The organism is Stenotrophomonas sp. SMYL11 (assembly GCF_036320005.1).
Lineage (GTDB): Bacteria > Pseudomonadota > Gammaproteobacteria > Xanthomonadales > Xanthomonadaceae > Stenotrophomonas > Stenotrophomonas maltophilia_A.
The window spans coordinates 310,790-336,397 of record NZ_JAWIRS010000002.1 but is presented as its reverse complement, the minus strand read 5'-3'; the positions used below and the strand labels follow the sequence as shown (position 1 = coordinate 336,397).

Genomic DNA, 25,608 nt, shown 5'->3' with positions numbered 1-25,608 from the left:
ACGGGCCACGCTTCGGCGTGGCCCTCTTGGTTGAAGCAGATGAAAGATATCGAGCGCCGCATCCTGCTGGGCAGGGTTGTCGGCGCTTTTGGTGTGCGCGGCGAGATCAAGCTCGAGTCCTGGACCGAGCCACGTTCCGCCATTTTCCGTTACCAGCCGTGGATCGTGCGTAGCCCGTCCGGCGTGGAAACCACGATTGAAGGTGTACGCGGCCGCGACAGCGGCAAGCACCTGGTCGCCCGTTTCCCCGGCGTCGAGGACCGCGATACCGTCGAAGCGATGCACGGCACCGAGATCTACGTGGCTCGAAGTGCATTGCCGCCGCCGAAGCCCGATGAGTATTACTGGGTGGATCTGGAAGGCCTGGATGTGAAGACCACCGAGGGCGTTGCCCTGGGCCAGGTCTCGCACCTGTTCAGCACCGGCGCCAACGACGTGGTGGTGGTCCGTGGTGACCGCGAGCGGATGATTCCGTTCGTGCAGCCGGACTTCGTCAAGTCGGTCGACTTCGAGGCCAACCTGGTCGTGGTCGACTGGGATCCCGAGTTCTGAGTGTGAGCATGCGTTTCGACGTCATCACCCTGTTCCCCGAGTTCCTCGCCCAGTCCGCTGGACTGGGTGTGGTCGGGCGCGCGCAGGAGAAGGGGTTGTTCAGCCTGCATGGCTGGAATCCCCGTGATTACGCCGAAGGCAACTACCGCCGGGTGGACGACCGTCCGTTCGGCGGTGGCCCCGGCATGGTGATGCTGATCGAGCCGCTGCAGGCCTGCCTGCAGGCGATCCGTGATGCCGATCCGACCCCGGCGCGGGTGATCCATCTCAGCCCGCAGGGTACGCCGTTGACCCAGGCAAAGGTGCGGGAACTGGCGGCGCTGCCGCGCATGGTCCTGCTCTGCGGCCGCTACGAGGGCATCGACGAGCGCTTCCTGGAGGCCAATGTCGACGAGGAGATTTCCCTCGGCGACTACGTGCTGTCCGGTGGCGAGCTGGGCGCGGCGGTGATCATCGACGCCGTGGCCCGCCTGCAGGACGGTGCCCTGAACGACGCGGAATCGGCGGCGCAGGACAGCTTCGAGGGCGACCTCGGCCTGCTTGACTGCCCGCACTACAGCCAGCCGGCCCAGCACCCGCTGGGTGACGTGCCGGACGTGCTGCGCTCGGGCAACCACGCGGCCATCGCGGCCTGGCGCCGTCAGCAGTCGCTGGTCCGGACCGCCGAGAGGCGCCCGGACCTGCTGGATGAACAGGCGCTGGGCAAGGGCGACCGCAAACTGCTGGAGCAGGGCCGCCAGGCCCGGAAACACAAGGCCAGCCCCTAGCGCAGGGCTGGCATTATCGGCTATCATGGCCAATTCCCGTCGGCCCCGGCCGGCGCGCGCAGTACCCAAAACAAACGTGCAGCACAGTCCGGTGACTGCATGAGCCTACGTTGTCGATACGACACGCCCACCCGAACAAGAATCGGTGTAACCCATGAGCAAGCTGAACAAGTCCATCGTCGCGGAATTCGAATCCGCCCAGATCACCCGTGAACTGCCGAAGTTCAGCCAGGGCGACACCGTTGTCGTCAACGTGAAGGTGAAGGAAGGCAGCCGCGAGCGCGTGCAGGCCTACGAAGGCGTTGTCATCGCCACCAAGAACGCCGGCCTGAACTCCTCGTTCACCGTCCGCAAGATCTCGCACGGCTACGGCGTCGAGCGCGTTTTCCAGACCCACAGCGCCATCATCGACTCGGTCGAAGTGAAGCGTCGTGGTAAGGTCCGCGCCGGCAAGCTGTACTACCTGCGTGGCCTGGAAGGCAAGGCTGCCCGCATCAAGGAAGACCTGGCTGCCGCTGCTGCCGCCAAGGCTGCCCGTCTGGCCGAAAAGGCCTGATAAACAACTTCGGTTGTTGCCGCGACGGCCACCTTCAGGTGGCCGTTTGCGTTTCCGGTATCGCATCGGCCACGATCAGGTGATGAACGACATCAACCCGCGTTATCCCGCCGTGATCCAGTCGGCGCTGCGCTTCCTCGACGGAAAGGGGCTGGCGCGCGTGCAGTCGGCACCGCTGCTGCATCGTGTGCTGTGGCGCATGGGCATCGCACTGCCACCGCCGATCCTGGCCGGCTTCGGCACCAATGCGCTGGTGCAGGGCCTGCTGGTCGGGCTGTTCTGGACCGCGCTGATGTGGCTGATGCTGTGGCAGGGCAGTGAACGCCCGCTGGCCCTGCTGCTGGCGGCCGGCCTGGTGGCCGGTGCGCTGTTCGGCGTGGTGATGGCGGCCTTGATGCGCTCGCTGCGCCGCCACCGCAAGCTGCCGGACTGGCAGCAGTTCCGGGCGCGGCAGGCGGACTGAGCCGATGGCGCACTGCGCCGTGACCGTTGGGGACAGGCCGCGCTAGGCTGCGGTTTCATCCCGATGGACGTGCCGTGCGATGCCTGCCAAGCGAACCGCACCTTCCGCCGCGCCCACGCTGCTGTCCGGCGGCAACCCGCAGATCGCCAAGGGCGAGGGCGATGCTCCGGTGCAGGCGTACATCGCCGCCATGCCGGACTGGAAACGTCCGATCGGCGCACAATTGGATGCGCTGATCGAACAGGCCGTACCTGGCGTGCACAAGGCGGTGAAGTGGAACTCGCCGATGTATTCGGTTGCGCCGGGCGCAGGCTGGTTCCTCAGCTTCCATTGCTTCACCCGCTACATCAAGGTGGCGTTCTTCCGTGGCGCTGCACTGAAGCCGATGCCGCCCGAGCCGTCCAAAAGTGCCGATACGCGCTACCTGCACATTGCGCAGGATGGTGTACTGGATGAAGCCCAGTTCCTTGACTGGGTGCGCCAGGCCGCGGCATTGCCCGGCGAGCGCATGTAAGCCCACCGTTCCGATCTCCTTGCCGACGAGAACCGCTGATGGCCACGCACGCGCCGAACCCTGCCGATGCCGGAACCCCGGCCGCTGAACTGATCGATGCACGCATCGCCGAGCTGGGCGGCTGGCGTGGCGAAACGCTGGCACGCGTGCGTGCTTTGATCCATGAAGCGCTGCCGGACGTGCAGGAAACCTGGAAGTGGCGCGGTACGCCGGTGTGGGAGCACAACGGCATCCTGTGCACTGGCGAAACCTACAAGCAGGCGGTGAAGCTGACCTTTGCCAACGGTGCCGCGCTGGCGGACCCGAAGGGCCTGTTCAACGCCAGCCTGGAGGGCAACACGCGGCGTGCGATCGACATCCATGAAGGCGCGATGCCCGATCCCGCGGCGTTGAAGGCGTTGCTGCGCGCGGCGGCGACATTCAATGCTGCCAGAAAGAAGAAACGGTAGAGCCGGCCGCTGGCCGGCTGTTGCACGATGCTTCCGAAGAGGCATGAAATTGCCGGCCAGCGGCCGGCTCTACCGCAGTGGCGCGGCATCTGGGTCGGCCACCGGCGACGGCGGGCAGGCCGGAATCTCCGACGGCGTGGCCAGTTCTTCGGCGTGCGAGGGCTTGCCCATCATCTTCGCCTTGCGCCAGCCGCCCCAGCGGTAATAGGCCAGCGACAGCAGCATCGACACCAGCGAGCTGACCGGGAAGCTCCACCAGATCGCATCGGCGCCCCAGTACGGCTGCAGCAGTTCGGCGAACGGCACGCGTACGCCCCACAGCGAACCGGCCAGGATCAGCAGCGGCGGAATCACTGCGCCGGTGGAGCGCACCACGCCGGAGATCACGAAGCTGACGCCGAAGAACAGGAACGAGCCGATCACCACGTGGTTGAGGTGGCGGGCGATGTCCAGCGCCTGGCTGGCCGGCGGCAGGAACAGCGCCAGCAGCTGGCGGTCGAACAGCACCAGCGGCAGGATCAGCGCGCCGGTCAGCAGGAAGTTGAACAGCACGCCCTGGCGCGCAGTGCCGCGCACGCGATCCCAGCGCTGCGCACCGACGTTCTGCGCGGCCATCGACGAGCATGCCGCACCGATCGCCATCGCCGGCATCTGCAGGTAGTTCCACAGCTGCAGGGCAGCGCCGTAACCGGCGCCGGTGTCGGTGCCGTACTGGTTGACCATGGTCATCAGCAGGATCACCGACAGCGAGATCAGCACCATCTGCAGGCCCATCGGCACACCCTTGATCACCAGCGCCTTGAGGATGGTCAGGTCGAGCTTGAACAGGCGCATGTCGGCGCGGCCCAGCCACAGCGTGTGGCGCTTGTGCCGCATGTACAGCAGCAGGCCGGCCAGCGACAGCGTCTGCGCGACCAGCGTGGCCCAGGCCGAGCCGGCGATGCCCAGCGCGGGGAACGGCCCCATGCCGAAGATCAGCACCGGGTTCAGCACGATGTCCAGCGCCACCGACACCATCAGGAAACGGAACGGCGTGCGCGAATCACCGGCACCGCGCAGTGCGGCGGTGAGGAAGGCGAACGCGTACAGCGTCGGCATCGCCAGGAAGATGATCTGCAGGTAGGCCTCGGCCAGCGGCAGCGACGCCGCTGGCGTGCCCATCGCCGCCAGCAGCGGATGGGCCATGAACCAGCCGGCGATGGCGATGATCACCGACAGGCCGATGAAGAAGGTGGCACTGGTGCCGACCACGCGCCGCGCCTGCGCGATGTCGCGCGCGCCGATCGCCTGGCCGATCAGGATGGTCGAGGCCATGCCGAAGCCGAACACCGAGCCGATCAGGAAGAACATGATGTTGTTGGCGTTCGCGGTGGCGGTCAGTGCCGCCTCGCCGAGAAAGCGCCCGACCCAGACCGCATTCACCGAACCGTTCAGCGACTGCGCGATGTTGCCTGCCAGGATCGGCAGTGAAAACAGCAGAAGATTGCGGCCGATCGGGCCGGAGGTCAGGTCAAGCGGCGCTTTGGCCATGGAGTGGTGATCGAATCCCGGGAGGCGCACACTAGCACCAAGCCGGTTTGCAGGATGTGGCAATGCATCAACGACTGCAGGTGAAATGGAGCATGGCGTTGGCCTTGATCGGCGCCGTACTGGCCGCATGTTCGACAGGTGACCGGCTGGGCGATAACCAGGTGCGGCCAACCGACCGCCCCGAGTGCCTGGTCGGCAGCCAGCGCCAGGATCTTTCCGCCGGCGTTCCCACCCTGATCGGGGGCAGCGGTTGCCGCACCGACCCCGACAACCCGCGGCCCCTGAACAAGCGAACGGAGTAGTCCCTGCCGATGACCGAGCTTTCCCCGCTGTCGCCCAGTGTCCGCTTGGACATCTGGCTGTGGGCGGCCCGTTTCTTCAAGACCCGCAGCCTGGCCAAGCAGGCCATCGAGACCGGCAAGGTCAGCGTGGCTGGGCAGCGCCCGAAATCCTCGCGCGCGGTGCGCGTGGGTGAGCAGCTGCAGGTGGATCGTGGCGAGGAGCATTTCGAGATCCAGGTGCTGGGCCTGAGCGACCAGCGCGGGCCGGCGCCGACAGCACAGCAACTGTATGCCGAGAGCGAGGCCTCGAAGGCACGCCGTGCCGAACAGCGTGCGTTGCGCATCGCCGCACGCGATGGTTTCCAGCCACCGGAGCACAAGCCGGACAAGCGCGCACGGCGGTTGATCCGTGCATTGGGTGATATCGACGCGTTGTAGTTGACGGGGCGCCGGACCGGGTCCGGCGCCCGCATGCTTCAGCGCTTGCCACCCAACAGGCTGCCGCCGATCTTCAGCAGATCGCCGACACCGAGCTGGCCGTCACCGTCCTGGTCCAGCAGACTGCCGAGCAGGCCACCGGCAACACCGCCCTGCTGCTGCACCTGCTGCTTCTCCTGGCCCAGGGCCTGGCTGAGCGAGCCGGCATCGGCCTGGCCGCCACCGAGGCGCTGGGCCAGGAAAGCCATCACGATCGGGGCAAGGATCTGCAGCAGCTGGCTGGTGCGGCCGCTGTCGAGCTGGGTGGCCTGGGCCAGCCCAGTCTCCACCTTCTGCTGGTTGCCGCCGAAGATGTGGCCGAGGATGCCGGCGCCGTCGCTGGCCGCACCACCGCCACCGCCGCCCAGCACCGAGCCGAGCACGCTGCCCAGGTCCAGGCCGCTGTGGTTGTTCTGCAAGGCGCCGAGCAGCGCCTGCGCGCCCTGCGGCTGCGAGGCGTTGTTGCCCAGCGCGCCCATCAGCACCGGCAGCGCGGCACTGATCGCGCCGGAAGCCTGGGTATCGCTGATGCCGAGCTGCTGCGACACCTGCTGCAGCGGGGCGCCCTGCAATTTGGCGAGAAGTTCGTCGGTCAGGCTCATCTGCGGAATCCTTGATTGGGGTTGGGCGTGCAGAAGGTACGACGCGGACCGTTAAAACGGCGACGCCGCCTCACCGGGAGGCGGCGTGCCGTACACGGGGCAGGGCGATCAGAGCTCGATGTCTTCGGCGCCCGGGGTGGCGGTGGGGAAATCCGCTTCCGGCTGCGCCGGCTTGAACGGATCCGACGGCTGGCTGGCCAGCGCCTTCAGGGCCGCGGCAACGCCAGCGCCATAGGCCGGGTCGGCCTTGCTGCAGTTGTCGATGTGGCGCTGCTTGATGAAGTCCGGCGCATCGCCCAGGGCGCGGGCGGTATTGGCGAACAGGCGGTCCTTCTGTGCCTGGTTGTAGCTGCGGAACAGGGCACCGGGCTGGCTGAAATAGTCGGCGTCGTCCTCACGGAAATTCCAGAAGTCGGCGTCGCCGCGGATCTTCATCGGCGGTTCGCGGTACTGCGGCTGCTCCTGCCACTGGCCGTAGCTGTTCGGCTCGTAGTGCGGCAGGCCGCCGTAGTTGCCGTCCACGCGCATCGCACCGTCGCGGTGGTTGCTGTGCACCGGACAGCGCGCGGCGTTCACCGGAATCTGGTGATGGTTCACGCCCAGGCGGTAGCGCTGCGCATCGGAATAGGCGAACAGGCGAGCCTGCAGCATCTTGTCCGGCGACGGGCCGATGCCCGGCACCAGGTTGCTCGGCGCGAACGCCGACTGCTCCACGTCCTGGTACCAGTTGACCGGATTGCGGTTCAGTTCGAACTGGCCCACTTCGATCAGCGGGTAGTCGCTCTTCGGCCACACCTTGGTCAGGTCGAACGGATGCACGCGGTAGGTTTCCGCATCCAGCTCCGGCATGACCTGGATGAACAGCTTCCACTTCGGGAAGTCGCCCTTCTCGATCGCGGCGAACAGGTCGCGGCCGTGGCTTTCGCGGTCATGGCCGACCAGGATCTGCGCCTGCGCGTCGGTCAGCGATTCGATGCCCTGCTGGCTGACGAAGTGGAACTTCACCCAGAAACGTTCGCTGTCGGCGTTGGTGAAGCTGTAGGTGTGCGAGCCGAAACCGTGCATGTGGCGGAAGCTGCGCGGAATGCCGCGGTCGCTCATCACCACGGTCACCTGCAGCAGGGCTTCGGGCAGCAGCGTCCAGAAGTCCCAGTTGTTGCGCGCGCTGCGCAGGTTGGTGTGCGGGTCGCGCTTCACGGCCTTGTTGAGGTCGGCGAACTTGCGCGGGTCGCGCAGGAAGAACACCGGGGTATTGTTGCCGACCAGGTCCCAGTTGCCTTCTTCGGTGTAGAACTTCAGCGCGAAGCCGCGGATGTCACGCTCGGCGTCGGCGGCGCCACGCTCGCCGGCCACCGTGGTGAAGCGGGCGAACATCTCGGTCTGCTTGCCGACCTTCTCGAACAGCTTGGCGCGGGTGTACTTGCTGATGTCATGGGTGACGGTGAAGGTGCCGAACGCGCCCGAGCCCTTGGCGTGCATGCGGCGCTCGGGAATGATCTCGCGGTTGAGGTTGGCCAGCTTTTCCAGCAGCCAGACGTCTTCCATCAGCAGCGGGCCACGCGGGCCGGCGGTCTTGCTGTTCTGGTTGTCCACCACCGGTGCGCCGAAGGCCGTGGTCATCGGCGTGACCGGATCATCCCCGTGCTTCTGCTTGGGCGTGGTGCTCAGCTCCCGCTGCTGCTGGGCACCTTCCGCAGGCGACGGCGCGGTGTGGTACGGGCATTTGGGACTGTTGTTATCGGACTGGCTCATGGCTGGCTCCTGCGGGTGAAGACGGGGTGGAACATCTTCACTCGACTTTAGCTAGGGCCAGATGAAATGAATAATCGAATGATCCATTCATGATGATAGATTCTGTCAATTGAAACTCAGAATCGGATTTGCAGAGCCTTTCGATGGGCCTCCCGCAAGGTAGGCGGGAGGCCTTGGGCGCGCGCTGCGGTTAGAGCAGCGCCTTCAACCGGTACAGGGCTTCCAGCGCCTGTTTCGGGGTCAGCTCGTCCGGGTCGATGGCGGCCAGCGCTTCCTGGGCCTTGTTCGACGGTGCTGCGAACAGCCCGAACTGCTGTGGCGCATCCAGCGCCTGCGGCGCCAGTTCGGCGGCATGGCTTTCACCACCACGTTGCTCCAGCTCGGCCAGGCGACGACGCGCCTGCGCCACGGTGGCGCGCGGCAGGCCGGCCAGTGCGGCCACCTGCAGGCCGAAGCTGCGGTTGGCGGGGCCGTCCTTCACTGCGTGCATGAACACCAGCGCCTCACCGTGCTCGACGGCATCCAGGTGCACGTTGGCGATGCCGCTGCGGCCGCCCTCGTGCTGCTCGTCGGCCAGCGCGGTCAGCTCGAAGTAGTGGGTGGCGAACAGCGTGTAGCAGCGGTTCTGGTAGGCGAGGTGACGGGCCACCGCGTCGGCCAGGGCCAGGCCGTCGTAGGTGGAGGTGCCGCGGCCGATCTCGTCCATCAGCACCAGTGAATGCGCGGTGGCGTGATGCAGGATGTAGCTGGTTTCGGCCATTTCCACCATGAAGGTCGACTGCCCGCGGGCCAGGTCGTCGCCGGCGCCGATGCGGGTCAGGATGCGGTCGATCGGCCCGATCAGCGCACGGCTGGCTGGCACGAAGCTGCCGATGTGGGCCAGCAGCACGATCAGCGCGTTCTGCCGCATGTAGGTCGATTTACCGCCCATGTTCGGGCCGGTGATGACCAGCATGCGGCGGTCCGGATGCAGGTCCAGATCGTTCGGTTCGAACGGCTGCTCGCGCACGGCTTCGACCACCGGGTGGCGGCCGCGCTCGATCTTCAGGCACGGCTCTGCCTGCAGCTGCGGGCGTGACCAGTCCAGCGCCTGCGCGCGTTCGGCGAAGGCGGCCAGCACGTCCAGTTCACTCAATGCGGCGGCGCATTGCTTGAGCGGTTCCAGCTGCGTGCCCAGCGTGTCCAGCAGCTGCTCGTACAGATACTTTTCGCGCGACAGCGAACGGTCGCGCGCGGACAGTACCTTGTCCTCGAAGGCCTTCAGCTCTTCGGTGATGTAACGCTCGGCGTTGGTCAGCGTCTGGCGGCGGGTGTAGTGCACCGGCGCGCGGTCGGACTGGCCCTTGCTGATTTCGATGTAGTAGCCATGCACGCGGTTGTAGCCCACTTTCAGGGTGGGAATGCCGCTGCTTTCGCGCTCGCGCTGTTCCAGGTCGACCAGGAACTGGTCGGCGTGGGTGGACAGGCGGCGCAGTTCGTCCAGCTCGGCATCGAAGCCATCGGCCAGCACGCCGCCGTCGCTCAGCTTCAGCGGCGGCATCTCGGCGATGGCGCTGGCCAGCAGGTGCGCGCATTCGTCGTGCTCGCCCAGCGCGGCGTGCAGGGTCTGCAGGCGCGGCGAATCCAGCGGCGCCAGCACCTCGCGCACCGCCGGCAGCAGGCCCAGGCCGTCGCGCAGGGTGGAGAAATCGCGCGGCCGCGCCGAACGCAGCGCGACGCGGGTGAGAATGCGTTCCAGGTCACCAAGGCGGCGGAACTGCTCGCGGATGTCCGCATCGCTGCCGCGATCGATCAGGGTTTCCACCGCATGGTGGCGCTGTACGAGCACCTCGCGCAGGCGCAGCGGGCGGTGCAGCCAGCGCCGCAGCAGGCGACCGCCCATCGGCGTCACCGTGCTGTCGAGCACACCCAGCAGCGTATTGCGGGTGTCGCCATCAACACGCGTATCCAGTTCCAGATGGCGGCGGGTGGCGGCATTCATCGCGATCGCTTCGCCAGCGGTTTCCATCGCGATCGAGGTCAGGTGCGGCAGGCGCTGCTTCTGGGTTTCCTCGACATAGCCAAGCAGGGCACCGGCCGCCGCGGTGGCGCGCGGCTTGTCATCGATGCCGAAGCCGCTCAGGTCGTGCAGCTTGAAGAAATTCAGCAGCTGGCGGCGGCCGCTGTCGGCATCAAACAGCCACGGCGCACGGCGGCGCACGCCGGTGCGCTGGCGCAGGAACTCCGGCCAGTTTTCTTCGTCGGGCACCAGCAGCTCGGCCGGCTCCAGCCGTGCCAGTTCGGCTTCCAGGGCGTCGTCGGTTTCCACCTCGTTGACCAGGAAGCGGCCGCCGGCCAGATCGGCCCAGGCCAGGCCGTAGCCCTGCTTGCTGCGCGACAGGGCCATCAGCAGGGTGTCGCGGCGTTCGTCCAGCAGGGCTTCGTCGGTGACGGTGCCGGGGGTGACGATGCGCACCACCTTGCGCTCGACCAGGCCCTTGGCCAGCGCCGGGTCACCGATCTGCTCGCAGATCGCCACCGATTCGCCCAGCGCCACCAGCCGTGCCAGGTAGCCTTCATAGGCATGTACCGGTACGCCGGCCATCGGGATCGGTGCGCCCCCGGAGCTGCCGCGCTGGGTCAGGGTGATGTCGAGCAGGCGCGCGGCCTTGCGGGCGTCGTCATAGAACAGCTCGTAGAAGTCACCCATGCGGAAGAACAGCAGCAGGTCCGGATAATCGGACTTGGCCGCGAAGAACTGCTTCATCAGCGGGGTGTGTTCCTTGGACGCCTTGGCGTTGCTGGTGTTGTCTTTCGTATCAGTCACTTGGGGCGTTTCGCGTCTTGGCAGGGCGTCGGGGCGTGGCCACGCGCAGGCATGGCCGGAGAGGCCATTAGTGTAGCGACCTGGGGCGGTCGATGATCCGCGGCACCCGCGCTGGGCCCGGAGGCTGTCCGTGTGCCAACGCCTGCGCCCCTGCGCCGGCACTTTGGTTGATTTCCCCAAGGGCCCACGGTAGTGTCAGCCCCGGCGATTTCCGCCAAACGGCCTCCATGGAAACCGGGGCGACTTATCCCCCGGGCGGGCGTTGATGGAAAGAACAAGCATGACTGCAGCCTGCATGGCCGCCGAACCTCGTTACACCTGGCGTACCGTCCTGCTGAGCATCCTGGTCGCCATCGTTCCGCTTGCCGGCTCCGCACCCTACACCTTGCTGAAGGCGGTGCTGCTGCTGGCCCTGCTGGTCACCGGCGTGGTTCTGATCCGCCGCCAGCCCGATGTCCGCCTGCGCTACCGCATCGCCCGGTTCATCGTGATCGTCTGCTTCCTGCGCCTGGCCTATGCCTTCTACAGCATCCTCTGGCACGGGCTGCGCTGGAACGAGCTGGATCTGCCGGCGCAGACACTGCTCTACCTGGGTACCGCTGCCGTGTTCGCCACGGCGCTGGACTGGCGCCTGATCTGGAAGATCTTCGCCGTGTCCACCCTGGTCTTCGGCGGGTCGTGCATCGTGCAGCACCACGTGATGGGCCTCGAACGCGCGCACGGTTTCAGTGGCGGCGAATGGACGGCCATCGAGTTCACCATGGTGACGCTGTGCATGGCGTTGTTCTCGGTGATCCGGTTGATCCAGCCCAATGTGCATCCGGCCGAACGCTGGCTGCACGGCGTGGCCATCGCCGTCGGCGTCTACGGTTCGATCCTGGCGCAGAGCCGCGGGCCGATCCTGGCGTTCATTCCCGCCATGCTGATGGTGATTGCGGTGCACGTCCGGCGCACCCGGCGCTGGCGGGGGGCACTGGCCTTCGTCGGTGCCCTGGTCATTGGCGTGGTCGGTGCCACCTCGGTCCTGAACCATGAGGTTATCCAGCGCTTCGGTGAGGTCAGTGGCGAGATCTCCGGTTTCAACCAGGAAAACGAGGTCGGCTCGGTCCGCGAGCGCATCGCCATGTGGGGCGTGGCGGTCGACGCCTTCGCCGAGCATCCCGTGGCGGGGGTGGGCCTGAACCAGTTCGGTACCTATGCACGTGAGGGCATCGCCCGCGGCGAGGTGTCCGAGTCGATCTTCCGCTACAACCACCCGCACAACGAGTACCTGGAAGCGGCAGTGACCGGTGGCGTGCCGTTGCTGCTGATCATGCTGCTGGTCTTCATCCTGCCCGGCATTCATTTCGTGCGGCGCCTCGGCCACGCCGACGACATCACCTCGATGATCGCCACCGCCGGACTTGCCGTGGTCATCGTCTATGCGCTGTCGGCGTTCACGGACAACGTGTTCTACCGGGCGATGCCGCATTCGTTCTATTTCTACCTGGTGCTGGGCTTCATGCTGGCGACCGCCTTGCCTGCGCGCGATCTGCGCCGGCCAGGGAGTCCCTCCTGATGGCGCATATCCACCTGCTGGCCGCCGACAACCAGCGAGGTCTGTCCCATGACATCCAGGTGATCGAGCGCTCGTTGCAGCAGCTCGGGCACACGGTGACGGTCAGCCGTCTGGACGCGGTGCGCAATGGGGGGGCCTGGAAACTCCGCGGGATGCGCCTGCGCAGGCTGCTGGCCTCGTGGCTGAGCCTGGGGCGCACGCCGGCCCGGTTCGACATCAACATCTCGCTGGAGCATGTCCGGCCGGCAAGCTTCGGACTGGCCGAGGTCAATCTGTTGATTCCGAATCCGGAATGGGTGTCCGCACGCAGCCTGAGGATCCTGCCGCGGTTCGATGCGCTGTTGACCAAGACCGAAGAAGCCACGCGCATCTTCAACGCACTGGGCATGCGCGCGCTGGAAGTCGGTTTCTGCAGCCGTGACCGCTACGACCCGGCGGTGCCGCGCAGGCCGCGCAGCTTCCTGCATGCGGCCGGTACCAGCCGCATGAAGGGAACGGCTGCACTCGTCAATGTCTGGAAGCGGCACCCTGAATGGCCCTTGCTGACCATCCTGCGCGGCGGCCCTTCGGACGAAGATGAGGGCGGTGCCGTGAATCTGCGGATCGTCCGCGAGCGCCTGCCCGATGAGGAAGTGCAGCGCATGCAGAACGAACATGCGTTCCACCTGTGCCTCTCGCAGACTGAAGGCTGGGGCCATTACCTGGTGGAAGCGATGAGCTGCGGAGCGGTGGTGATCACCTGCGATGGCGCGCCGATGAACCAGATGATCGACGACAGCCGCGGCATCCTGGTTGCCGCGCACGAGGGCGAGCCCTGCCATCTGTCCAGAACCTGGCATGTGGATGAGAAGGCGCTGGAACAGGCCGTCGAGCGTGCGCTGGCGATGGACGAGGCCGAGTGGACCCGGCTGGGCGCCAATGCACGCGCATGGCACCTGGCCAGCGAAGTGGCGTTCCCACGCCGTCTGGGCGAGGCCCTGGCCAGGCTTTGAGCTGATGGGGGCTGGTTGCTGCAGAGTGCTCAGCCTGGCACCAGGGTGATCTGCGGATGGCTGCCGAAGATCTCCATGACGATCTCGAAGTAGGTCTGTCCCTGGCCAAGCGACAGTGCCATCAACTGAGCGTGGATGGCCGGACCGTTGAACCTGCCGCCCTGATCGAGTTTCGACTGCAGCCAGGCGCGCGTGGTCTCGCGGCCCAGTGCTTCGCGGCTGTGGGCGATGTCGCGCCACACCACCGTGGCGGTGGCATGACCGGCGAGCGCGCCGTAGCCCCCGTGCAGCAGGTCATCAAGCGCGTCCAGGCTTGCGCCCAGCTGCCAGTCTTCGTCGGCCATGAACACGCGATTGATTTCCACGTAGAGGCTGGCGATGTCGTTGATGGACGCGCCTTCGATGTGCAGGATCCGTGTCATCTGCAGACTGTAGCCCTCCGGGGCGACGGTTGTGTCCGGCGCAGATAATCCGGGCCGACTTGGATGGGGGTGGCGCTATTATGGTGTTAAGCCTGCGTGATTTTCATCGGGCGCTTGCGTGTCAGGGGTATTCGATAATGATATGGCGCCATTATCGGCCGCCGAATTTTCTGACTGCCTGCACAGTTCCATATATTTGGATCGGTCCATATATAAAGTCCCGTAAAGTTTCCCTCCGCTGCGCCGCCATCGAACGTACGGCCACGATCAAGGGAATTGAGATGCTTGCCTTACGTAATCTCCGTGTGGGATCCCGGCTTGGCGCCGGCTTCGGTCTGCTGCTGCTGTTCATCATGGCCATCGTCGGCCTGGTGCTGTATGGGAATCAGCTGAAATCCGCCCAGTTCGAGAAAGTGGTGGACGTCAACATGGTGAAGATGCGCCTGTTGAATGACATGCTTGATACCAACAACGCGGTGCTGATGCATCGTCGCCTGATGGTGATCAAGCGGGGTGACGAGTTCGACAAGGATTACCAGCGTGCCCAGGAGTTGTCGCGGACCTATGACGGTATCTGGGCCAAGTACATCAAGATTCCGCGTGACGCTACCGGCGATACCCTGGTCGCTCGCATCGAGGCGGCCCGCAAGGCCACCGATGCATCAACCCGGCAATTGCATGAGCGCATGAAGGCGGGGGATTTTGATGGTGCAGCGAAGGAGCTGCTGGCCGAGCACGGATTGGCAACGGCCTGGAATGAATCCATTTCGGCCCTGCTGCGCCACCAGGAAACACTGACCGAACGCAGCCGCGAAGAGTACCGCGCAACCGAATCGTGGACCGGCACGCTGTCGATTGCGTTCGGGGCACTGAGTCTGTTGCTGGGGACGTTGGCGGCCTGGGCGATCACCCGCAGCCTGACCCGCCCGCTGGAAGGAGCGGTGAAGCTGGCCGACGGCATCGCCAGTGGCCGCCTGGACAGCAGCATCGACGCCACCGGCAACGACGAGGTGACCCAGCTGCTGAAGTCGATGCACCGCATGCAGGCACAGCTGCAGTCGGTGATGGCGGCACAGGGGGAGCTGGCCCGCCAGCACGATGCCGGCAGCCTCAGCTACCGCATGGACGAAAGCGCGTTCCCCGGTGACTACGGGCGCATGGTGCATGAGACCAACGCGCTGGTTGGATCGCACGTGCAGGTACAGAACCGGCTGATCGAGGTGATGAAACACTACGCACGCGGCGATCTATCGGTGGACATGGACCCGCTGCCCGGTGAGAAGGCGGCGATCACCCAGGCGATGGTCGAAACCAAGTCCAGCCTGTCGGCGATCAACAGCGAGATCCGCCGGTTGGCGACAGCGGCTGCGGCAGGCGACTTCAGCCTGCGCGGCGACGAAGATCGCTTCGCCTATGATTTCCGCGACATGGTGGCCGGGCTCAATCGCCTGATGCAGGCCACCGACGAGAACCTGGTGCAGGTCTCGACCCTGCTGCAGGCCATCTCGCGCGGCGACCTGACCGTGCGCATGCAGGGTGATTTCCATGGCGTGTTCGCACGCATGCGTGATGACTGCAATGCCACCGTCGACCAGCTCAAGCAGATCGTCGGCCGCATCCAGGCCAGTGCTTCCAGCATCAACCTGGCAGCGGGCGAGATCGCCTCGGGCAACACTGACCTGTCGCGGCGTACCGAACAGCAGGCGGCGAACCTGGAAGAAACGGCGGCATCGATGGAGGAGCTGACCTCCACCGTGAAGCAGAATGCCGAGCATGCACGGCAGGCCAACCAGCTGGCCATCGGCGCGCATGGTGTTGCCTCCCAGGGCGGTGAAGTGATGGGCCAGGTGGTGACCACGATGTCGGCCATCGAGGCCTCGTCGAAGAAGATCGCCGAAATCATCTCGGTCATCGATGGCATCGCCTTCCAGACCAATATCCTCGCGCTGAACGCGGCGGTCGAAGCTGCGCGTGCCGGCGAGCAGGGCAGGGGCTTTGCGGTAGTGGCCAGCGAGGTGCGCACGTTGGCACAGCGCTCGGCCGGTGCGGCCAAGGAGATCAAGGGGCTGATCGAGGATTCGGTCGGCAAGGTCGCCGACGGCTCGGCGCTGGTCCGCCAGGCTGGCACCACGATTGGCGAGATCGTGGCCTCGGTGCAGCGCGTGACCGACATCATGGCCGATATCTCTGCTGCGTCCCAGGAGCAGAGCTCGGGCATCGAACAGGTCAACCAGGCGGTGGTGCAGATGGATGAGACCACGCAGCAGAATGCCGCGCTGGTCGAAGAAGCCAGTGCTGCAGCGCGCTCGATGGAGGAGCAGGCGAACCTGCTGGCCGAGGCCGTATCAGTGTTCCGCACGGGGGCGCTGACCGCCGCCGCAGCGGTGCGCCCGGCGCTGGCTGCCGTGGCGGCATCGGTTGCGCCGGTACGGCGGCCCGCGGCGCTGTCGCCGCGGATCGAGCCGACGCTGGCCGCCAATGCGGGTGGTTGGGAAGAGTTCTAGAAGCGGGCAAGGCCGGCAGGGAGACGGCGCCCATCGCGACGGCTGGTCGCGATGGGCGCGGATTTTCTTGCTGAACGTGCGATGGCCGATGAAGTGGCGGACACGCGCATTTCACTTCCGGTTGCCAATCGCGGGAGGACACTGGTGCCATACCGGAACTCAGGAGATGGCCATGAAGACCTCGACCCGATTGCTTGTGCTGGGCACCCTGCTGGCGGCTTCGTCGGTGGCCGGCGCGCAGACCTATGGCCCGCGCGATGAGGGACGCAAGTTCAACGACGGTAGCCGCGTGGTCTGCAAGAACGTGGAAGTGCAGCGCAACTCGCGCGATCCGAACCGCATCACGGGTACCGCCACCGGCGCCGTGATCGGTGGCCTGCTCGGCAACCAGGTTGGCGGCGGCAACGGCAAAAAGCTGGCCACCGTGGCAGGCGCCGTTGCCGGTGGTGCGGCCGGTCGCCAGATCCAGGGCAACAGCCAGCAGAAGAACGGCGACCGCGTGGTGGAACGCCGTTGCGAACGCGTCTACCGCTGATCGATCGCAGCCAGACCCCGCTTCCCCTTCCACGCGCAGTACTCGAACGCCGGCCCAGCGCCGGCGTTCGTCGTTTCAGAAAAGGGGACGGAGGGGATTATGTCGCAATCCCCCAACCTTGCTGTTTACGACTTAATCCCCTCCGTCCCCTTTTTTGCGAGGAGGCGCCAGGTGGCGAGGCTGCCGTAAAGCAGCAGCAGGGCGGTGAGGGTGATCAGTTCGTGGCTGACTTCGGCCAGGCGGGCGTCCATCTGGTTCAGGCGCACCATCAGGTTGATGCCTGAGGTGGTCGGCAGAAGCTGCGCGAGCCAGACCAGCGGTTGCGGTGTCATCACCGCTGGCCACGACAGGTTGGCCAGGAAGAACAGCGGGATCGAGGTGGCGATGATGTATTGGAAGGCGCGCTCGCGGGTGCGCAAGAAGCTGCCGACGAACAGGCCGAACGCCACCGTGGCGGCGATGAACAGCGTACCGCCCAACAACTGGCCCAACGGGTTGCCGCCACGCGGATAGTCCTGCACCCAGGCGGTGAAACCGGCGTAGTAGAACAGGCCGAACAGGCCGATCAGGCCGAAACCCAGTGCCATACCGGCCAGCGTCGGCAGGTCGAAGCGCAGGCGCCGGCCGAGTGCGAGACGACGGCCGCCGAGCAGGACGCCGATGCCCATCAGCAGCGTCTGGTGCACGATCAGCTCGGCCACGCCGGGCACGATGGCGCTGCCATAGCCTTCCTGGGTGTTGTACAGCGGGCGCTGCACCAGCGCGACCGGCGGTGCCTGCGGTGCGCCCATGAAGGCGGCCTGTCCGACCACCGCATCCCGCCCGAATGCGCCCAGTGCCTCGGCCACACTTCCCAGCACCCAGCTGGCGCGGCCCAGGTAGGCGCCGTTGCCGAGCAGCACCAGCTTGGCCGGGTGGCCGCGCAGGATGTCGCGCTCCAGGTTGGCCGGGATCAGTACGATGCCTTCGGCATGACCGGCTTCCAGCTGCTGGCGCGCGCTGTCGATGTCCGCAGGCTGCCCGACCACGCGTGCGACCCGCAACGCGTCGAGCTTTCGCAGCAGCTCGCGGCTGGTCGCGCTGTGGTCTTCGTCCACCACCAGTACCGGCAGGTTGCCGGCCACCTGGTGGCGATACGCGGCCGGGTAGAAGAACGAGTACAGGATCACTGCGCCGACCATCACCACGATCGCATAGCGGTCGCACAGTACCGCCATCAGCGTCTGCCGCAGGCTGCGCCAGAGTGCGCTCATGCGTCGGCCCCCGCCGTTTGCGCGGCCCCGGGCGTACGCGCGAAAGCGATCAGGCGCAGTGCACCGATGCCGCCGGCCACCACTGACATCAGCAGCAACGTGGTCAGCGGCCATACCGAAACCTGCAGCGGCGAACCAATGAACTGTTGCTGGGTCTGCAGCTTGATATAGGCACTGAGTGGCAGCAGCTGATGCCAGACGCGGGTGAATAACGGCCCGTCCAGCACCGGGAAGGTGGCGCTGGAAAATGCCAGTGCAGTACCGATGCTGAGGCCCACCGCGGACAGCGCGGTGCCCATGTCGCGGGTGACGCCGACGAAGAACAGCGCGTAGGCGGCGGTGGCCAGATAGAACAGGGGTTGTGCGAGCAGCAGCAGGAGCACGCTGCCCGCCACGCCATCGCCGCGCAGCCAGGCCAGGTAACCGACGCCGAGTGCGCCATACAGCGAGAACAGCAGGATATAGGGCGCGACCTTGCCGGCAATCGCCAGCCACGGCTTGCGGCCCAGCCAGGCGGGCAGGGTGCCGTCGCGGATCTCGCGGCCGAGGCTGCCGGCCACCGCAAGTGCCAGCACCAGCGACAGCACCGCCGGGAAGATCAGCGGCAGCAGGAACAGCTCGTAGCTGCGCGCCGGGTTGTACAGGATGTCCGACTGCACCGCGATCGGTGCCGCACGCAATTTGCCCGGGCCGACCTGCAGGCCGATGCGCTCGCGCAGCAGGCGTGCGTTCCAGGCCGAGATCGCGTCGCCGATATCGCGCGCCGCGGACTGGCCGGTGGTCATGTAGGTGGCGTTGTAGTAGGCGAACACCGTGCCCTGGCGCCCACGCAACGCCTGCCGGGTGACATCGCGCGGCACCAGTACGATGGCGAACACGTCCAGGCTGCGCAGCTGCGAGCGTGCGTCTTGCATGTCCGCAGGCTGGCTGGCGATGCGCACGCCGGGGCTGGCATCGAGCATGCGCAGCAGCAGGCGGCTGTCGCTGCTGTGGTCGAGGTCGACCACAGCGATCGGGATGTCGCGCATCACCGAGGGCGTGAACATCCACGCCATCACGGCCAGCATCAGCAGCGGCAGCAGGGTGACCAGCAGCAGGTCGGCGCGGTTGCCGCGCAGCGACCGCAGCTCGCGCCGCCAGCTGGCGGCGAAGCTGCTGCTGTCGGGGCTCAGTGCTGGGGCCATGCGAACAGCACGCTCATGCCGGGGCGGAAGCCCTCGATGCGGCGTACCGGGCGCACCCGCACCTCGAAGCTGCGGACATCGTAGCCGGACGACTGGCGGGTGGTCCGCCAGGTCGCATAGTCACCGGCCGGATTGATGAAATAGACCTCGAACTCGCCGTCCTGGCCAAGCGCCGGCACGCTGCCCTGCAGCTTGCTGCCGACCTTCAGGCCCTGCATCTGCGATTCGCGCAGGTTCATCGCTACCCACATGCGGTCGATGTCGACCAGGGTGAACACCGGGTAGCCGGCCGGCACCAGTTCACCCGGGTCGGCCATGCGCTTGTTGATCTCGCCGGCCACCGGCGCGCGCCCTTCCACTTCGACACGCGCGGCGTTGACTTCGGCCACCGCGCCCTGTGCCTGCTGCACCTGGCCCTGCGCGGCACGCTTGTCCTGCTCGCGTGCGCCGGCCAGCGCCATGTCGTACTGCGCGCGGGCGGCACGGGCCAGTTCGCGCGAACTGATGGCCTGGGCATTTGCTTCATCGCGCTTCTGCCGGGTCATCACCCCTTCGTTGAACAGGTTCTGCACGCGCTTGTAGGTGGCTTCGGCCAGCGTCGCACCGGCTTCGGCCCGCTTCCAGTTCGCTTCGGCGGCGCGGATGTCTTCGTTGCGCGCGCCTTCGTCGGCCTTGTCGGCCACCGCCTGTGCGGCGGCCAATGCACCGTGCGCCTGCTGTTCCTTGGCGGCCACTTCCGGGCTGTCGAGCAGGAACAGCACCTGCCCGGGCTGCACGCGGTCACCCTCGCGCACCTTCAGTTCGGCCACGCGCGCGGTGATCTTGGCGGCCACGTTGATCGTGTCCGCATCGGCCATGCCCTGGATCTGGTCGCCCGGGCTGCGCCAGGCCAGCCACAGGCCGAGCACCACCACGATCAGCAATACCACAGCCAGGATCGGTCCCAGCCGACGCTTGCCGGGGGGCGTCGTCGCATCGTCGTGCAGCACATCACTCATGGTCGATCACCTCGTCCGCACGCCGTCGGAACTCTTCGAAACGGTCCATCTGTCCACTGACCTCCAGCAACTGTGCCAGCGCAATATCGTATTGGTAGGCGGCCTGTGCGCGCTCGACACGGGCGCCGCCCAGGCCGAGCCGCGCGTCGATCACATCCAGCGAAGTCGCCTGGCCTTCGCGGAACGCCAGCTCCTGCAGGCGCAGGTTCTCCTGTGCCTGGGCGATGCTGCTGTCCAGCAGCACGTATTGCTGGCGTGCGGTTTCCAGCTCATTCCAGGCCTTGCGCACGCCCAGGGCGACCTGGTTCTCGGCTTCGCGCAGGCCTGCTTCGGCCTGTTCCTGCTGTGCACGCGCGGCGCTGATCTGCGCCGGCCGTGAGTTCGGTGACAGGAAGGTGTACTTCAGGCCGATACCGAAGGCCCAGTCCGGATCGGTCAGCATCTCGTCGCGGCGGCGGAAGTCGTACTGGCCGAAGGCGAAGATCTGCGGTTTCAGCTTGGCCTGCTGCACGCGCACGCCCTGTTCGGCCTGCGCCACCATCGCCCGCAGGCGGGCGATCTGCGGCTGGCGCGCCTGCGCAGTGCGCTCGAAGCTGGCGACCGGTTCCAGTGGCACGCGCTGCACGAACAGCGGCGACACCGGCTGTACCTCGCCACCACTGCGCAGCAGCGTGGCCAGCGCCGCCTTCAACGTGGCCAGGTCGTTCACCGTCTTCTGGTATTCGCGCTCGGCCTTGTCGCGGGCCACGGTGGCCTGCAGGCGCTGTGCACGGGTGGCGAAGCCCTCGCGTTCCAGCTTCTCCGCGTCGGACAGGTGGCGGTTGAGGCCATCGCGTACGTCGCGGCGCACATCCACTGCCTGCTCGGCCAGGCGCTGGCCGAAATAAGCCTGGGCCAGCTGCACGGTCAGCGATTGGCGCTGAGCCTCGCGCTCGGCACTGGCCTGTTCGTGCGCCGCGCTGGCCGCACGTTGCGCAGCCGGAATCACGCCGCCGGTGTACAGCGGCAGCACCGCGGTCACTACCGGGCGGGTACGCCAGTCGCGTTCGGTGAACGACAGCGGCGAGTCGATGCCATAGGCCTCGGCCACCGGTGCCAGCGAACCCAGTGGCAGGGTGAGGGTCTTCTGGAACTGCAGGCGGCGCACTTCGCCGGTGATCTCCGGCAGGCGCAGCAGGCGGGTGGCGTCCTGCAGGTCCTGCTTGTTGCGCACCGCTGCATCGGCGGCGGCCAGTGCGTCGGAGACCTGCTCCAGGCGCTGCCGCGCCTGTTCCCAGTCCAATGCGGGGGCATCGGTGAGGGGCTGCGCCGCCGAGGCCAGTGGCAGGCAGGCTGCCAGCGCCAGCGCGGCCTTCGCGCCGTGCATCCTTGTACGTCGGCCGATCACGCCCATGCCGTCCCAATGGTGAAGAAGTGCGCAAACGGTAGTGCGCGCGGCGTGAAGCCCGGGTCTGCGGTCATTGGATTGTCCTCAACGAAGGGTGCCGCTGGCTGCAGTGCGCAGCGCCTGGGTGATGTGCTGCAGCGTGCTTGAACGCACGGCGGCATGCTGCCAGTACAGCGGCACATCGAGCCAGCGGCGGGGTTCCAGTACCACCACGCGGCCGGCGCGCACGGCGGGCGCGACCAGGGTTTCCGGGGCCATGCCCCAGCCGAGTCCGCACGCGGCGGCTTCGACGAAACCGGTGGAGGAGGGCAGGTAGTGTAGCGGCGGTTGCAGTCGCGCGCGGGTCAGCCGCCGCACGAAGCGCCACTGCAGTTCATCCTTGCGGTTGAACACCAGCATCGGTGCGCGCGCCAGTGCCGCAGCCTGCATGCCGTCGCTGAAGTACTGGCGGGCGAAGCCGGGCGAGGCGACAGCGTGGTAGCGCATCGCGCCGAGCGGGTGCACGTTGCAGCCTTTCACCGGCTGGCTTTCGGCGGTGACCGCGCCGAGCACGCTGCCATCGCGCAGCAGCTGCAGAGTGTGATCCTGGTCGTCCATGCGCAGGTCGAACAGGTAGCCATGGCGCTGGTGCAGTTCGGCGATGGCCGGCACGAACCAGGTATCAAGCGAGTCGTCGTTGACCGCCAAGGGGATCGGCGTGCGCGCGGCATCGCTGCCGCGTTCGGGCAGCAGTTCGGCCAATGCCTCGGCTTCCAGTGCCTGCATCGGCCTGACCCGGCGCAGCAGCGCTTCGCCTGCGGCGGTGGGCCGGCACGGTGCCTGACGTACCACCAGTACCTGGCCGAGCCGATCCTCCAGTGCCTTGATCCGCTGCGAAAGTGCCGACGGGCTGATCGACAGGCGGCGTGCCGCGGCCTCGAAGCTGCCTTCTTCCAGCACCGCAGCAAACGCGGCCAGTTGCGGATGTACCAGATCCATGCCAGTGCCTCTTCAGTTTTCCTGCACAGGATAAAGAAAAATCAGATTGTCTAAACCGGGTCGGCGACCGCACCCTGCGCGTCCCCTCGCTGCCTGGCCTGTCCTGATGTGGATCGCCGCTACCGCCGCCGGCCTGTTCGCAGGCGCCGGCCTGATCATCGCCATCGGTGCGCAGAACGCTTTCGTGCTGCGTCAGGGCCTGCAGCAGCGCCATGTGGGCAGGGTGGTGCTGGCCTGTGCCGGCGCGGACATCGTGCTGATCCTGGCCGGCGTCGGCGGGATGGGCGCGCTGGTGCTGCAGTGGCCGCTGCTGCTGCAGGTGCTGCGCTTCGGTGGTGCGGCGTTCCTGCTCTGGTATGGCCTGCAGGCGGGGCTGCGCGCATGGCGCGGTGGCAGTGCGCTGGCCGCCGCCGAAGCGCAGGGCGGCAGTGGACGGCAGGTACTGATGACCTGCCTGGCCTTCACCCTGCTCAACCCGCACGTCTATCTGGATACTGTCGTGCTGCTGGGCAGCCTGTCCACGCGTTACCCCCGCGATCTGCGCTGGGCCTTCGCCGCCGGTGCGTGCGCGGCCAGCGTGGCCTGGTTCTGCACGTTGGGCTATGGCGCGCGCCTGTTGCAGCCGGTGTTCCGCAGGCCGGGCGCCTGGCGGGTGCTGGATGCAGGCGTGGCGATCTTCATGTTCTGCCTTGCGATGTTGTTGCTGCTGCGTCCTTTATCGCCATGAGTGCGTGACGTACGCCGGTGTTGCGTATGTGTTCCACCGGTACGGTTCACGTGGCCGGATACAGCGCGGATAATGCGCGCCTGGTCGCGACCCCGCCGCGCATACCGTCGTTCGGCAGCCCCCCGGTCGCCTGTGTTCTCGTTGTACGACCGCCACGGCGCGGCATCGGTGTTGCATGAAAGACAATCTACGGCTGCTCCTGTCTCACCTGGGGCGCACCTTCCTGTTCGGCCTGATGATGGCGCTTCCGCCTGCGTTGGCCTGGCTCGACATCCATTGGCTGGGCAATGCAGTCGGCGAGTGGTCGCTGGTCGAACTGACCCAGGAAGGCTTCCTGGTCGCCAGCGTGGCTGCCTTCGTCCGGCTTGCATTGCGGCGTGCCGATGACCGGGCCTTTGCCGTTCTGGCGGCCGCGCTGTTCGCCTGCATGCTCCTGCGGGAAATGGATGAGGCGCTGGACCTGATCGCACACGGCTTCTGGAAGTACCCGGTGGCCATGCTGATCATCGGCTCACTGGCCTGGGCCAGCCGCGACTGGCGCCGGGCCATGCAGGCGCTGGTGCGTTTTCTCGTATCCCGGCCGGGTACCGTGATGACGATCGGCCTGGTTCTGCTGCTGTTCTATTCGCGTCTGATCGGCATGACGTCGTTGTGGACCGGACTGCTGGGTGACCAGTACATCCGCGTGTTCAAGAACACCATCGAGGAGACCACCGAACTCCTTGGTTACACCTTCATTCTCGCAGCCAGCGTCGGCTATGTGGCACAGCGGGTACGTGAACCGCTGACGGCGCGGAAGCGCGCCCTGCACGAGGGTACCGGGATGCAGCAACGGCCACTCTAGGTGCCATCCACCGCGCACAACGGCGTCTCGCCGGGGCGCAGGGTCAGTACGCGCACGCCAGTGCGGGTAACCGCCACGGTGTGCTCGAACTGCGCCGACAGCTTGCCGTCGCGGGTGTAGACCGGCCAGTCGTCCGGCTGCTGGCGGATGGCTGGCTTGCCCTGGTTGAGCATCGGCTCGATGGTGAACACCATGCCTTCTTCCAGCACCATGCCGGTGTTGGAATGGCCGTAGTGCAGGATCTGCGGTTCCTCGTGCATCTCCTGGCCGATGCCGTGGCCGCAGTATTCCTTCACCACGCTGTAGCCGTGGCTGCGCGCGTGGCGGGCGATGGCGTGGCCGATGTCGCCCAGCCGCGCACCAGGACGCACGGCGGCAATGCCTTTCCACATCGCCTGGTAGGCGGTCTGCACCAGCCTGCGCGCGGCGTAGTCGACCTCACCGACCAGGTAGGTGGTGCTGGAGTCGGCGATGTAGCCGTTCTTCTCCAGGGTGATGTCGAGGTTGACGATCTGGCCGTTGCGCAGCACGTCGGTGGTGCTGGGTACGCCGTGGCAGATCACGTTGTCGATCGAGGTATTGAGCACGTAGGGGAAGCCGTACTGCCCCTTGCTGGCCGGCCTCGCCTGCAGTTCATCGACGATCATGCGTTCGACGAAATCGTTGATCTCCATGGTGCTGCGGCCCTGCAGCGGCAGCTGGTCGAGTGCGGCGAACACCTGCGCCAGCAGGCGGCCCGATTCGGCCATCAGCGCGATCTCGTCGGGGCGCTTGATGATCGCCATCGGCTCAGACCTGTCCTGGTGCCAGTAGCGGCGGCTGCACGCCGGCCGCCCGCAGTTCGCTGGCGACGATGTCCTGGAAGCTCAGCGTCGGGTTCAGCTCGCAGAGCATGCCGACCCGGATCCAGAAGTTGGCCTGGGCGTTGATCGAGCGGCTGGAGACGGTACAGGCACGGCGCAGCTGGTCGTGCAGGGTGTCATCGATGTTGACGATGCCCATGGGCGGTCCTGGAAGAGTGGATATACGAAGCGTATATGTTTCGTATATCCAGCTCAAGGCCGTCCGGTTCAACTGGCATCGGTGGCGAAGCGGAGGCGATTGCCGTCGGGGTCACGCAGCAGCATCTCGCGGCTGCCCCATTCGGTGTCATGCGGCGGCTGCTCGATCGGCACGTTGGCGGCGCTGAAGGCGCGGTGCAGTGCGTCTACGTCCTCGACGATGAAGTACACCGCGCCGCCGACCTCGCAGTCGCCGCTGTGTTCGGTGAGGAAGATCGTCTGGCCATCGCGGGTGAGCTGGGCGAACAGCGGGAAGCCGGGTTCGAAGCGGTGTTCCCAGTCAACCACGAAGCCCAGCCCCTGCACGTAGAACGGCAGGGTGGTGTCGGCGTGGCGCATGCGCAGTTGCGGGATGACGGTCTGGGGCATGGCGAAGGCTCCTGGGGCAGGCGTCCAGTGTAGTGCCGGCCGCTGGC

At 66.6% G+C, this 25,608-nt stretch carries 27 protein-coding genes; 14 read left to right on the top strand and 13 right to left on the bottom strand.

The features are described from left to right. Positions 1 to 39: 39 nt before the first annotated feature. From rimM to V3B46_RS05450, 6 genes are all read left to right on the top strand, one after another. Positions 40 to 552, top strand: a complete 513-nt coding sequence (gene rimM / locus V3B46_RS05475; RefSeq protein WP_010483256.1) for a ribosome maturation factor RimM — start codon at positions 40 to 42, stop codon at positions 550 to 552. Between the two features lie 8 nt (positions 553 to 560). Then, positions 561 to 1,319 (top strand): tRNA (guanosine(37)-N1)-methyltransferase TrmD, encoded by a 759-nt coding sequence (gene trmD, locus V3B46_RS05470; protein WP_329891323.1) that lies wholly within the window; start codon positions 561 to 563, stop codon positions 1,317 to 1,319. Positions 1,320 to 1,473: 154 nt separating this feature from the next. After that, a complete protein-coding gene (gene rplS / locus V3B46_RS05465; protein ID WP_005408597.1) occupies positions 1,474 to 1,875 on the top strand; it encodes a 50S ribosomal protein L19 in 402 nt (133 codons plus the stop codon). 82 nt (positions 1,876 to 1,957) lie between these two features. Then, a complete protein-coding gene (locus V3B46_RS05460; RefSeq protein ID WP_329891322.1) occupies positions 1,958 to 2,338 on the top strand; it encodes a DUF6404 family protein in 381 nt (126 codons plus the stop codon). A gap of 79 nt (positions 2,339 to 2,417) precedes the next feature. Continuing rightward, on the top strand, positions 2,418 to 2,852 hold the full coding sequence (locus V3B46_RS05455; protein WP_329891321.1) for a DUF1801 domain-containing protein: 435 nt from the start codon (positions 2,418 to 2,420) through the stop codon (positions 2,850 to 2,852). Positions 2,853 to 2,890: 38 nt separating this feature from the next. After that, a complete protein-coding gene (locus tag V3B46_RS05450; RefSeq protein ID WP_154262800.1) occupies positions 2,891 to 3,301 on the top strand; it encodes a DUF1801 domain-containing protein in 411 nt (136 codons plus the stop codon). A 69-nt stretch (positions 3,302 to 3,370) separates the two neighbouring features. On the opposite strand, the gene V3B46_RS05445 is transcribed toward V3B46_RS05450, so the two are convergent. Continuing rightward, on the bottom strand, positions 3,371 to 4,831 hold the full coding sequence (locus V3B46_RS05445) for an MATE family efflux transporter (RefSeq protein ID WP_107432624.1): 1,461 nt from the start codon (positions 4,829 to 4,831) through the stop codon (positions 3,371 to 3,373). 62 nt (positions 4,832 to 4,893) lie between these two features. Here V3B46_RS05445 and V3B46_RS05440 point away from each other — a divergent pair, with 62 nt between their 5' ends. Together V3B46_RS05440 and V3B46_RS05435 are read left to right on the top strand one after the other, a co-directional pair. Continuing rightward, entirely contained in the window at positions 4,894 to 5,133 is a 240-nt protein-coding gene (locus V3B46_RS05440) for a hypothetical protein (RefSeq protein WP_106467434.1), read from the top strand. Positions 5,134 to 5,142: 9 nt separating this feature from the next. After that, a complete protein-coding gene (locus V3B46_RS05435; RefSeq protein ID WP_005408603.1) occupies positions 5,143 to 5,550 on the top strand; it encodes an RNA-binding S4 domain-containing protein in 408 nt (135 codons plus the stop codon). 38 nt (positions 5,551 to 5,588) lie between these two features. Here the strand turns inward: V3B46_RS05435 and V3B46_RS05430 are convergent, their stop codons facing one another. The 3 genes from V3B46_RS05430 to mutS form a co-directional block, all read right to left on the bottom strand. Next, positions 5,589 to 6,191 (bottom strand): DUF937 domain-containing protein, encoded by a 603-nt coding sequence (locus tag V3B46_RS05430; RefSeq protein WP_164089596.1) that lies wholly within the window; start codon positions 6,189 to 6,191, stop codon positions 5,589 to 5,591. 108 nt (positions 6,192 to 6,299) lie between these two features. Further along, positions 6,300 to 7,943 (bottom strand): catalase, encoded by a 1,644-nt coding sequence (locus V3B46_RS05425; RefSeq protein WP_049424487.1) that lies wholly within the window; start codon positions 7,941 to 7,943, stop codon positions 6,300 to 6,302. Positions 7,944 to 8,133: 190 nt separating this feature from the next. Beyond that, positions 8,134 to 10,689, bottom strand: a complete 2,556-nt coding sequence (gene mutS / locus V3B46_RS05420; protein WP_329891483.1) for a DNA mismatch repair protein MutS — start codon at positions 10,687 to 10,689, stop codon at positions 8,134 to 8,136. A gap of 340 nt (positions 10,690 to 11,029) precedes the next feature. On the opposite strand from mutS, the gene V3B46_RS05415 reads away from it, so the two are divergent. Beyond that, positions 11,030 to 12,307, top strand: a complete 1,278-nt coding sequence (locus tag V3B46_RS05415) for an O-antigen ligase family protein (RefSeq protein WP_154262808.1) — start codon at positions 11,030 to 11,032, stop codon at positions 12,305 to 12,307. Further along, entirely contained in the window at positions 12,307 to 13,299 is a 993-nt protein-coding gene (locus V3B46_RS05410) for a glycosyltransferase (protein ID WP_329891320.1), read from the top strand. The genes V3B46_RS05415 and V3B46_RS05410 overlap by 1 nt, the downstream gene beginning before the upstream one ends. Before the next feature lie 29 nt (positions 13,300 to 13,328). On the opposite strand, the gene V3B46_RS05405 is transcribed toward V3B46_RS05410, so the two are convergent. After that, positions 13,329 to 13,721 (bottom strand): barstar family protein, encoded by a 393-nt coding sequence (locus V3B46_RS05405; RefSeq protein ID WP_049424493.1) that lies wholly within the window; start codon positions 13,719 to 13,721, stop codon positions 13,329 to 13,331. Positions 13,722 to 14,002: 281 nt separating this feature from the next. Between V3B46_RS05405 and V3B46_RS05400 the strand changes: the two genes are divergently transcribed. Then, complete coding sequence (locus V3B46_RS05400) at positions 14,003 to 16,225, top strand: methyl-accepting chemotaxis protein (protein WP_329891319.1); 2,223 nt, start codon at positions 14,003 to 14,005, stop codon at positions 16,223 to 16,225. Positions 16,226 to 16,391: 166 nt separating this feature from the next. Further along, positions 16,392 to 16,760, top strand: coding sequence for a glycine zipper 2TM domain-containing protein (locus V3B46_RS05395; protein ID WP_032127541.1), 369 nt, complete (start codon positions 16,392 to 16,394; stop codon positions 16,758 to 16,760). Between the two features lie 125 nt (positions 16,761 to 16,885). Here V3B46_RS05395 and V3B46_RS05390 read toward each other — a convergent pair whose 3' ends face one another. From V3B46_RS05390 to V3B46_RS05370, 5 genes are all read right to left on the bottom strand, one after another. Further along, positions 16,886 to 18,013 carry an ABC transporter permease gene (locus tag V3B46_RS05390; RefSeq protein ID WP_329891318.1) on the bottom strand — a complete coding sequence of 376 codons (1,128 nt, stop codon included), beginning with the start codon at positions 18,011 to 18,013 and terminating at the stop codon, positions 16,886 to 16,888. Next, a complete protein-coding gene (locus tag V3B46_RS05385) occupies positions 18,010 to 19,197 on the bottom strand; it encodes an ABC transporter permease (RefSeq protein ID WP_329891317.1) in 1,188 nt (395 codons plus the stop codon). The genes V3B46_RS05390 and V3B46_RS05385 overlap by 4 nt, the downstream gene beginning before the upstream one ends. Further along, the gene (locus V3B46_RS05380) at positions 19,182 to 20,195 is read right to left on the bottom strand and encodes an HlyD family secretion protein (protein WP_329891316.1); all 1,014 of its coding nucleotides are present in this window, start codon (positions 20,193 to 20,195) and stop codon (positions 19,182 to 19,184) included. Before V3B46_RS05380 ends, V3B46_RS05385 begins: the two co-directional genes overlap by 16 nt. Beyond that, positions 20,188 to 21,588: a TolC family protein gene (locus tag V3B46_RS05375; RefSeq protein ID WP_329891315.1), complete on the bottom strand. Its 1,401-nt coding sequence runs from the start codon at positions 21,586 to 21,588 to the stop codon at positions 20,188 to 20,190. The genes V3B46_RS05380 and V3B46_RS05375 overlap by 8 nt, the downstream gene beginning before the upstream one ends. A 78-nt stretch (positions 21,589 to 21,666) precedes the next feature. Further along, positions 21,667 to 22,560 (bottom strand): LysR family transcriptional regulator ArgP, encoded by an 894-nt coding sequence (locus V3B46_RS05370; protein WP_046983255.1) that lies wholly within the window; start codon positions 22,558 to 22,560, stop codon positions 21,667 to 21,669. A gap of 106 nt (positions 22,561 to 22,666) precedes the next feature. Here V3B46_RS05370 and V3B46_RS05365 point away from each other — a divergent pair, with 106 nt between their 5' ends. Together V3B46_RS05365 and V3B46_RS05360 are read left to right on the top strand one after the other, a co-directional pair. Further along, complete coding sequence (locus V3B46_RS05365; RefSeq protein ID WP_329891314.1) at positions 22,667 to 23,287, top strand: LysE/ArgO family amino acid transporter; 621 nt, start codon at positions 22,667 to 22,669, stop codon at positions 23,285 to 23,287. A 175-nt stretch (positions 23,288 to 23,462) separates the two neighbouring features. Further along, positions 23,463 to 24,131, top strand: a complete 669-nt coding sequence (locus V3B46_RS05360; RefSeq protein ID WP_329891313.1) for a hypothetical protein — start codon at positions 23,463 to 23,465, stop codon at positions 24,129 to 24,131. Here V3B46_RS05360 and map read toward each other — a convergent pair. The 3 genes from map to V3B46_RS05345 form a co-directional block, all read right to left on the bottom strand. Next, entirely contained in the window at positions 24,128 to 24,910 is a 783-nt protein-coding gene (gene map, locus V3B46_RS05355; protein ID WP_329891482.1) for a type I methionyl aminopeptidase, read from the bottom strand. The genes V3B46_RS05360 and map overlap by 4 nt on opposite strands. 10 nt (positions 24,911 to 24,920) lie before the next feature. After that, the gene (locus V3B46_RS05350; protein WP_106467454.1) at positions 24,921 to 25,133 is read right to left on the bottom strand and encodes a ParD-like family protein; all 213 of its coding nucleotides are present in this window, start codon (positions 25,131 to 25,133) and stop codon (positions 24,921 to 24,923) included. Positions 25,134 to 25,201: 68 nt separating this feature from the next. Further along, on the bottom strand, positions 25,202 to 25,561 hold the full coding sequence (locus tag V3B46_RS05345; RefSeq protein ID WP_154262822.1) for a bleomycin resistance protein: 360 nt from the start codon (positions 25,559 to 25,561) through the stop codon (positions 25,202 to 25,204). Between the last annotated feature and the right edge of the window lie 47 nt (positions 25,562 to 25,608).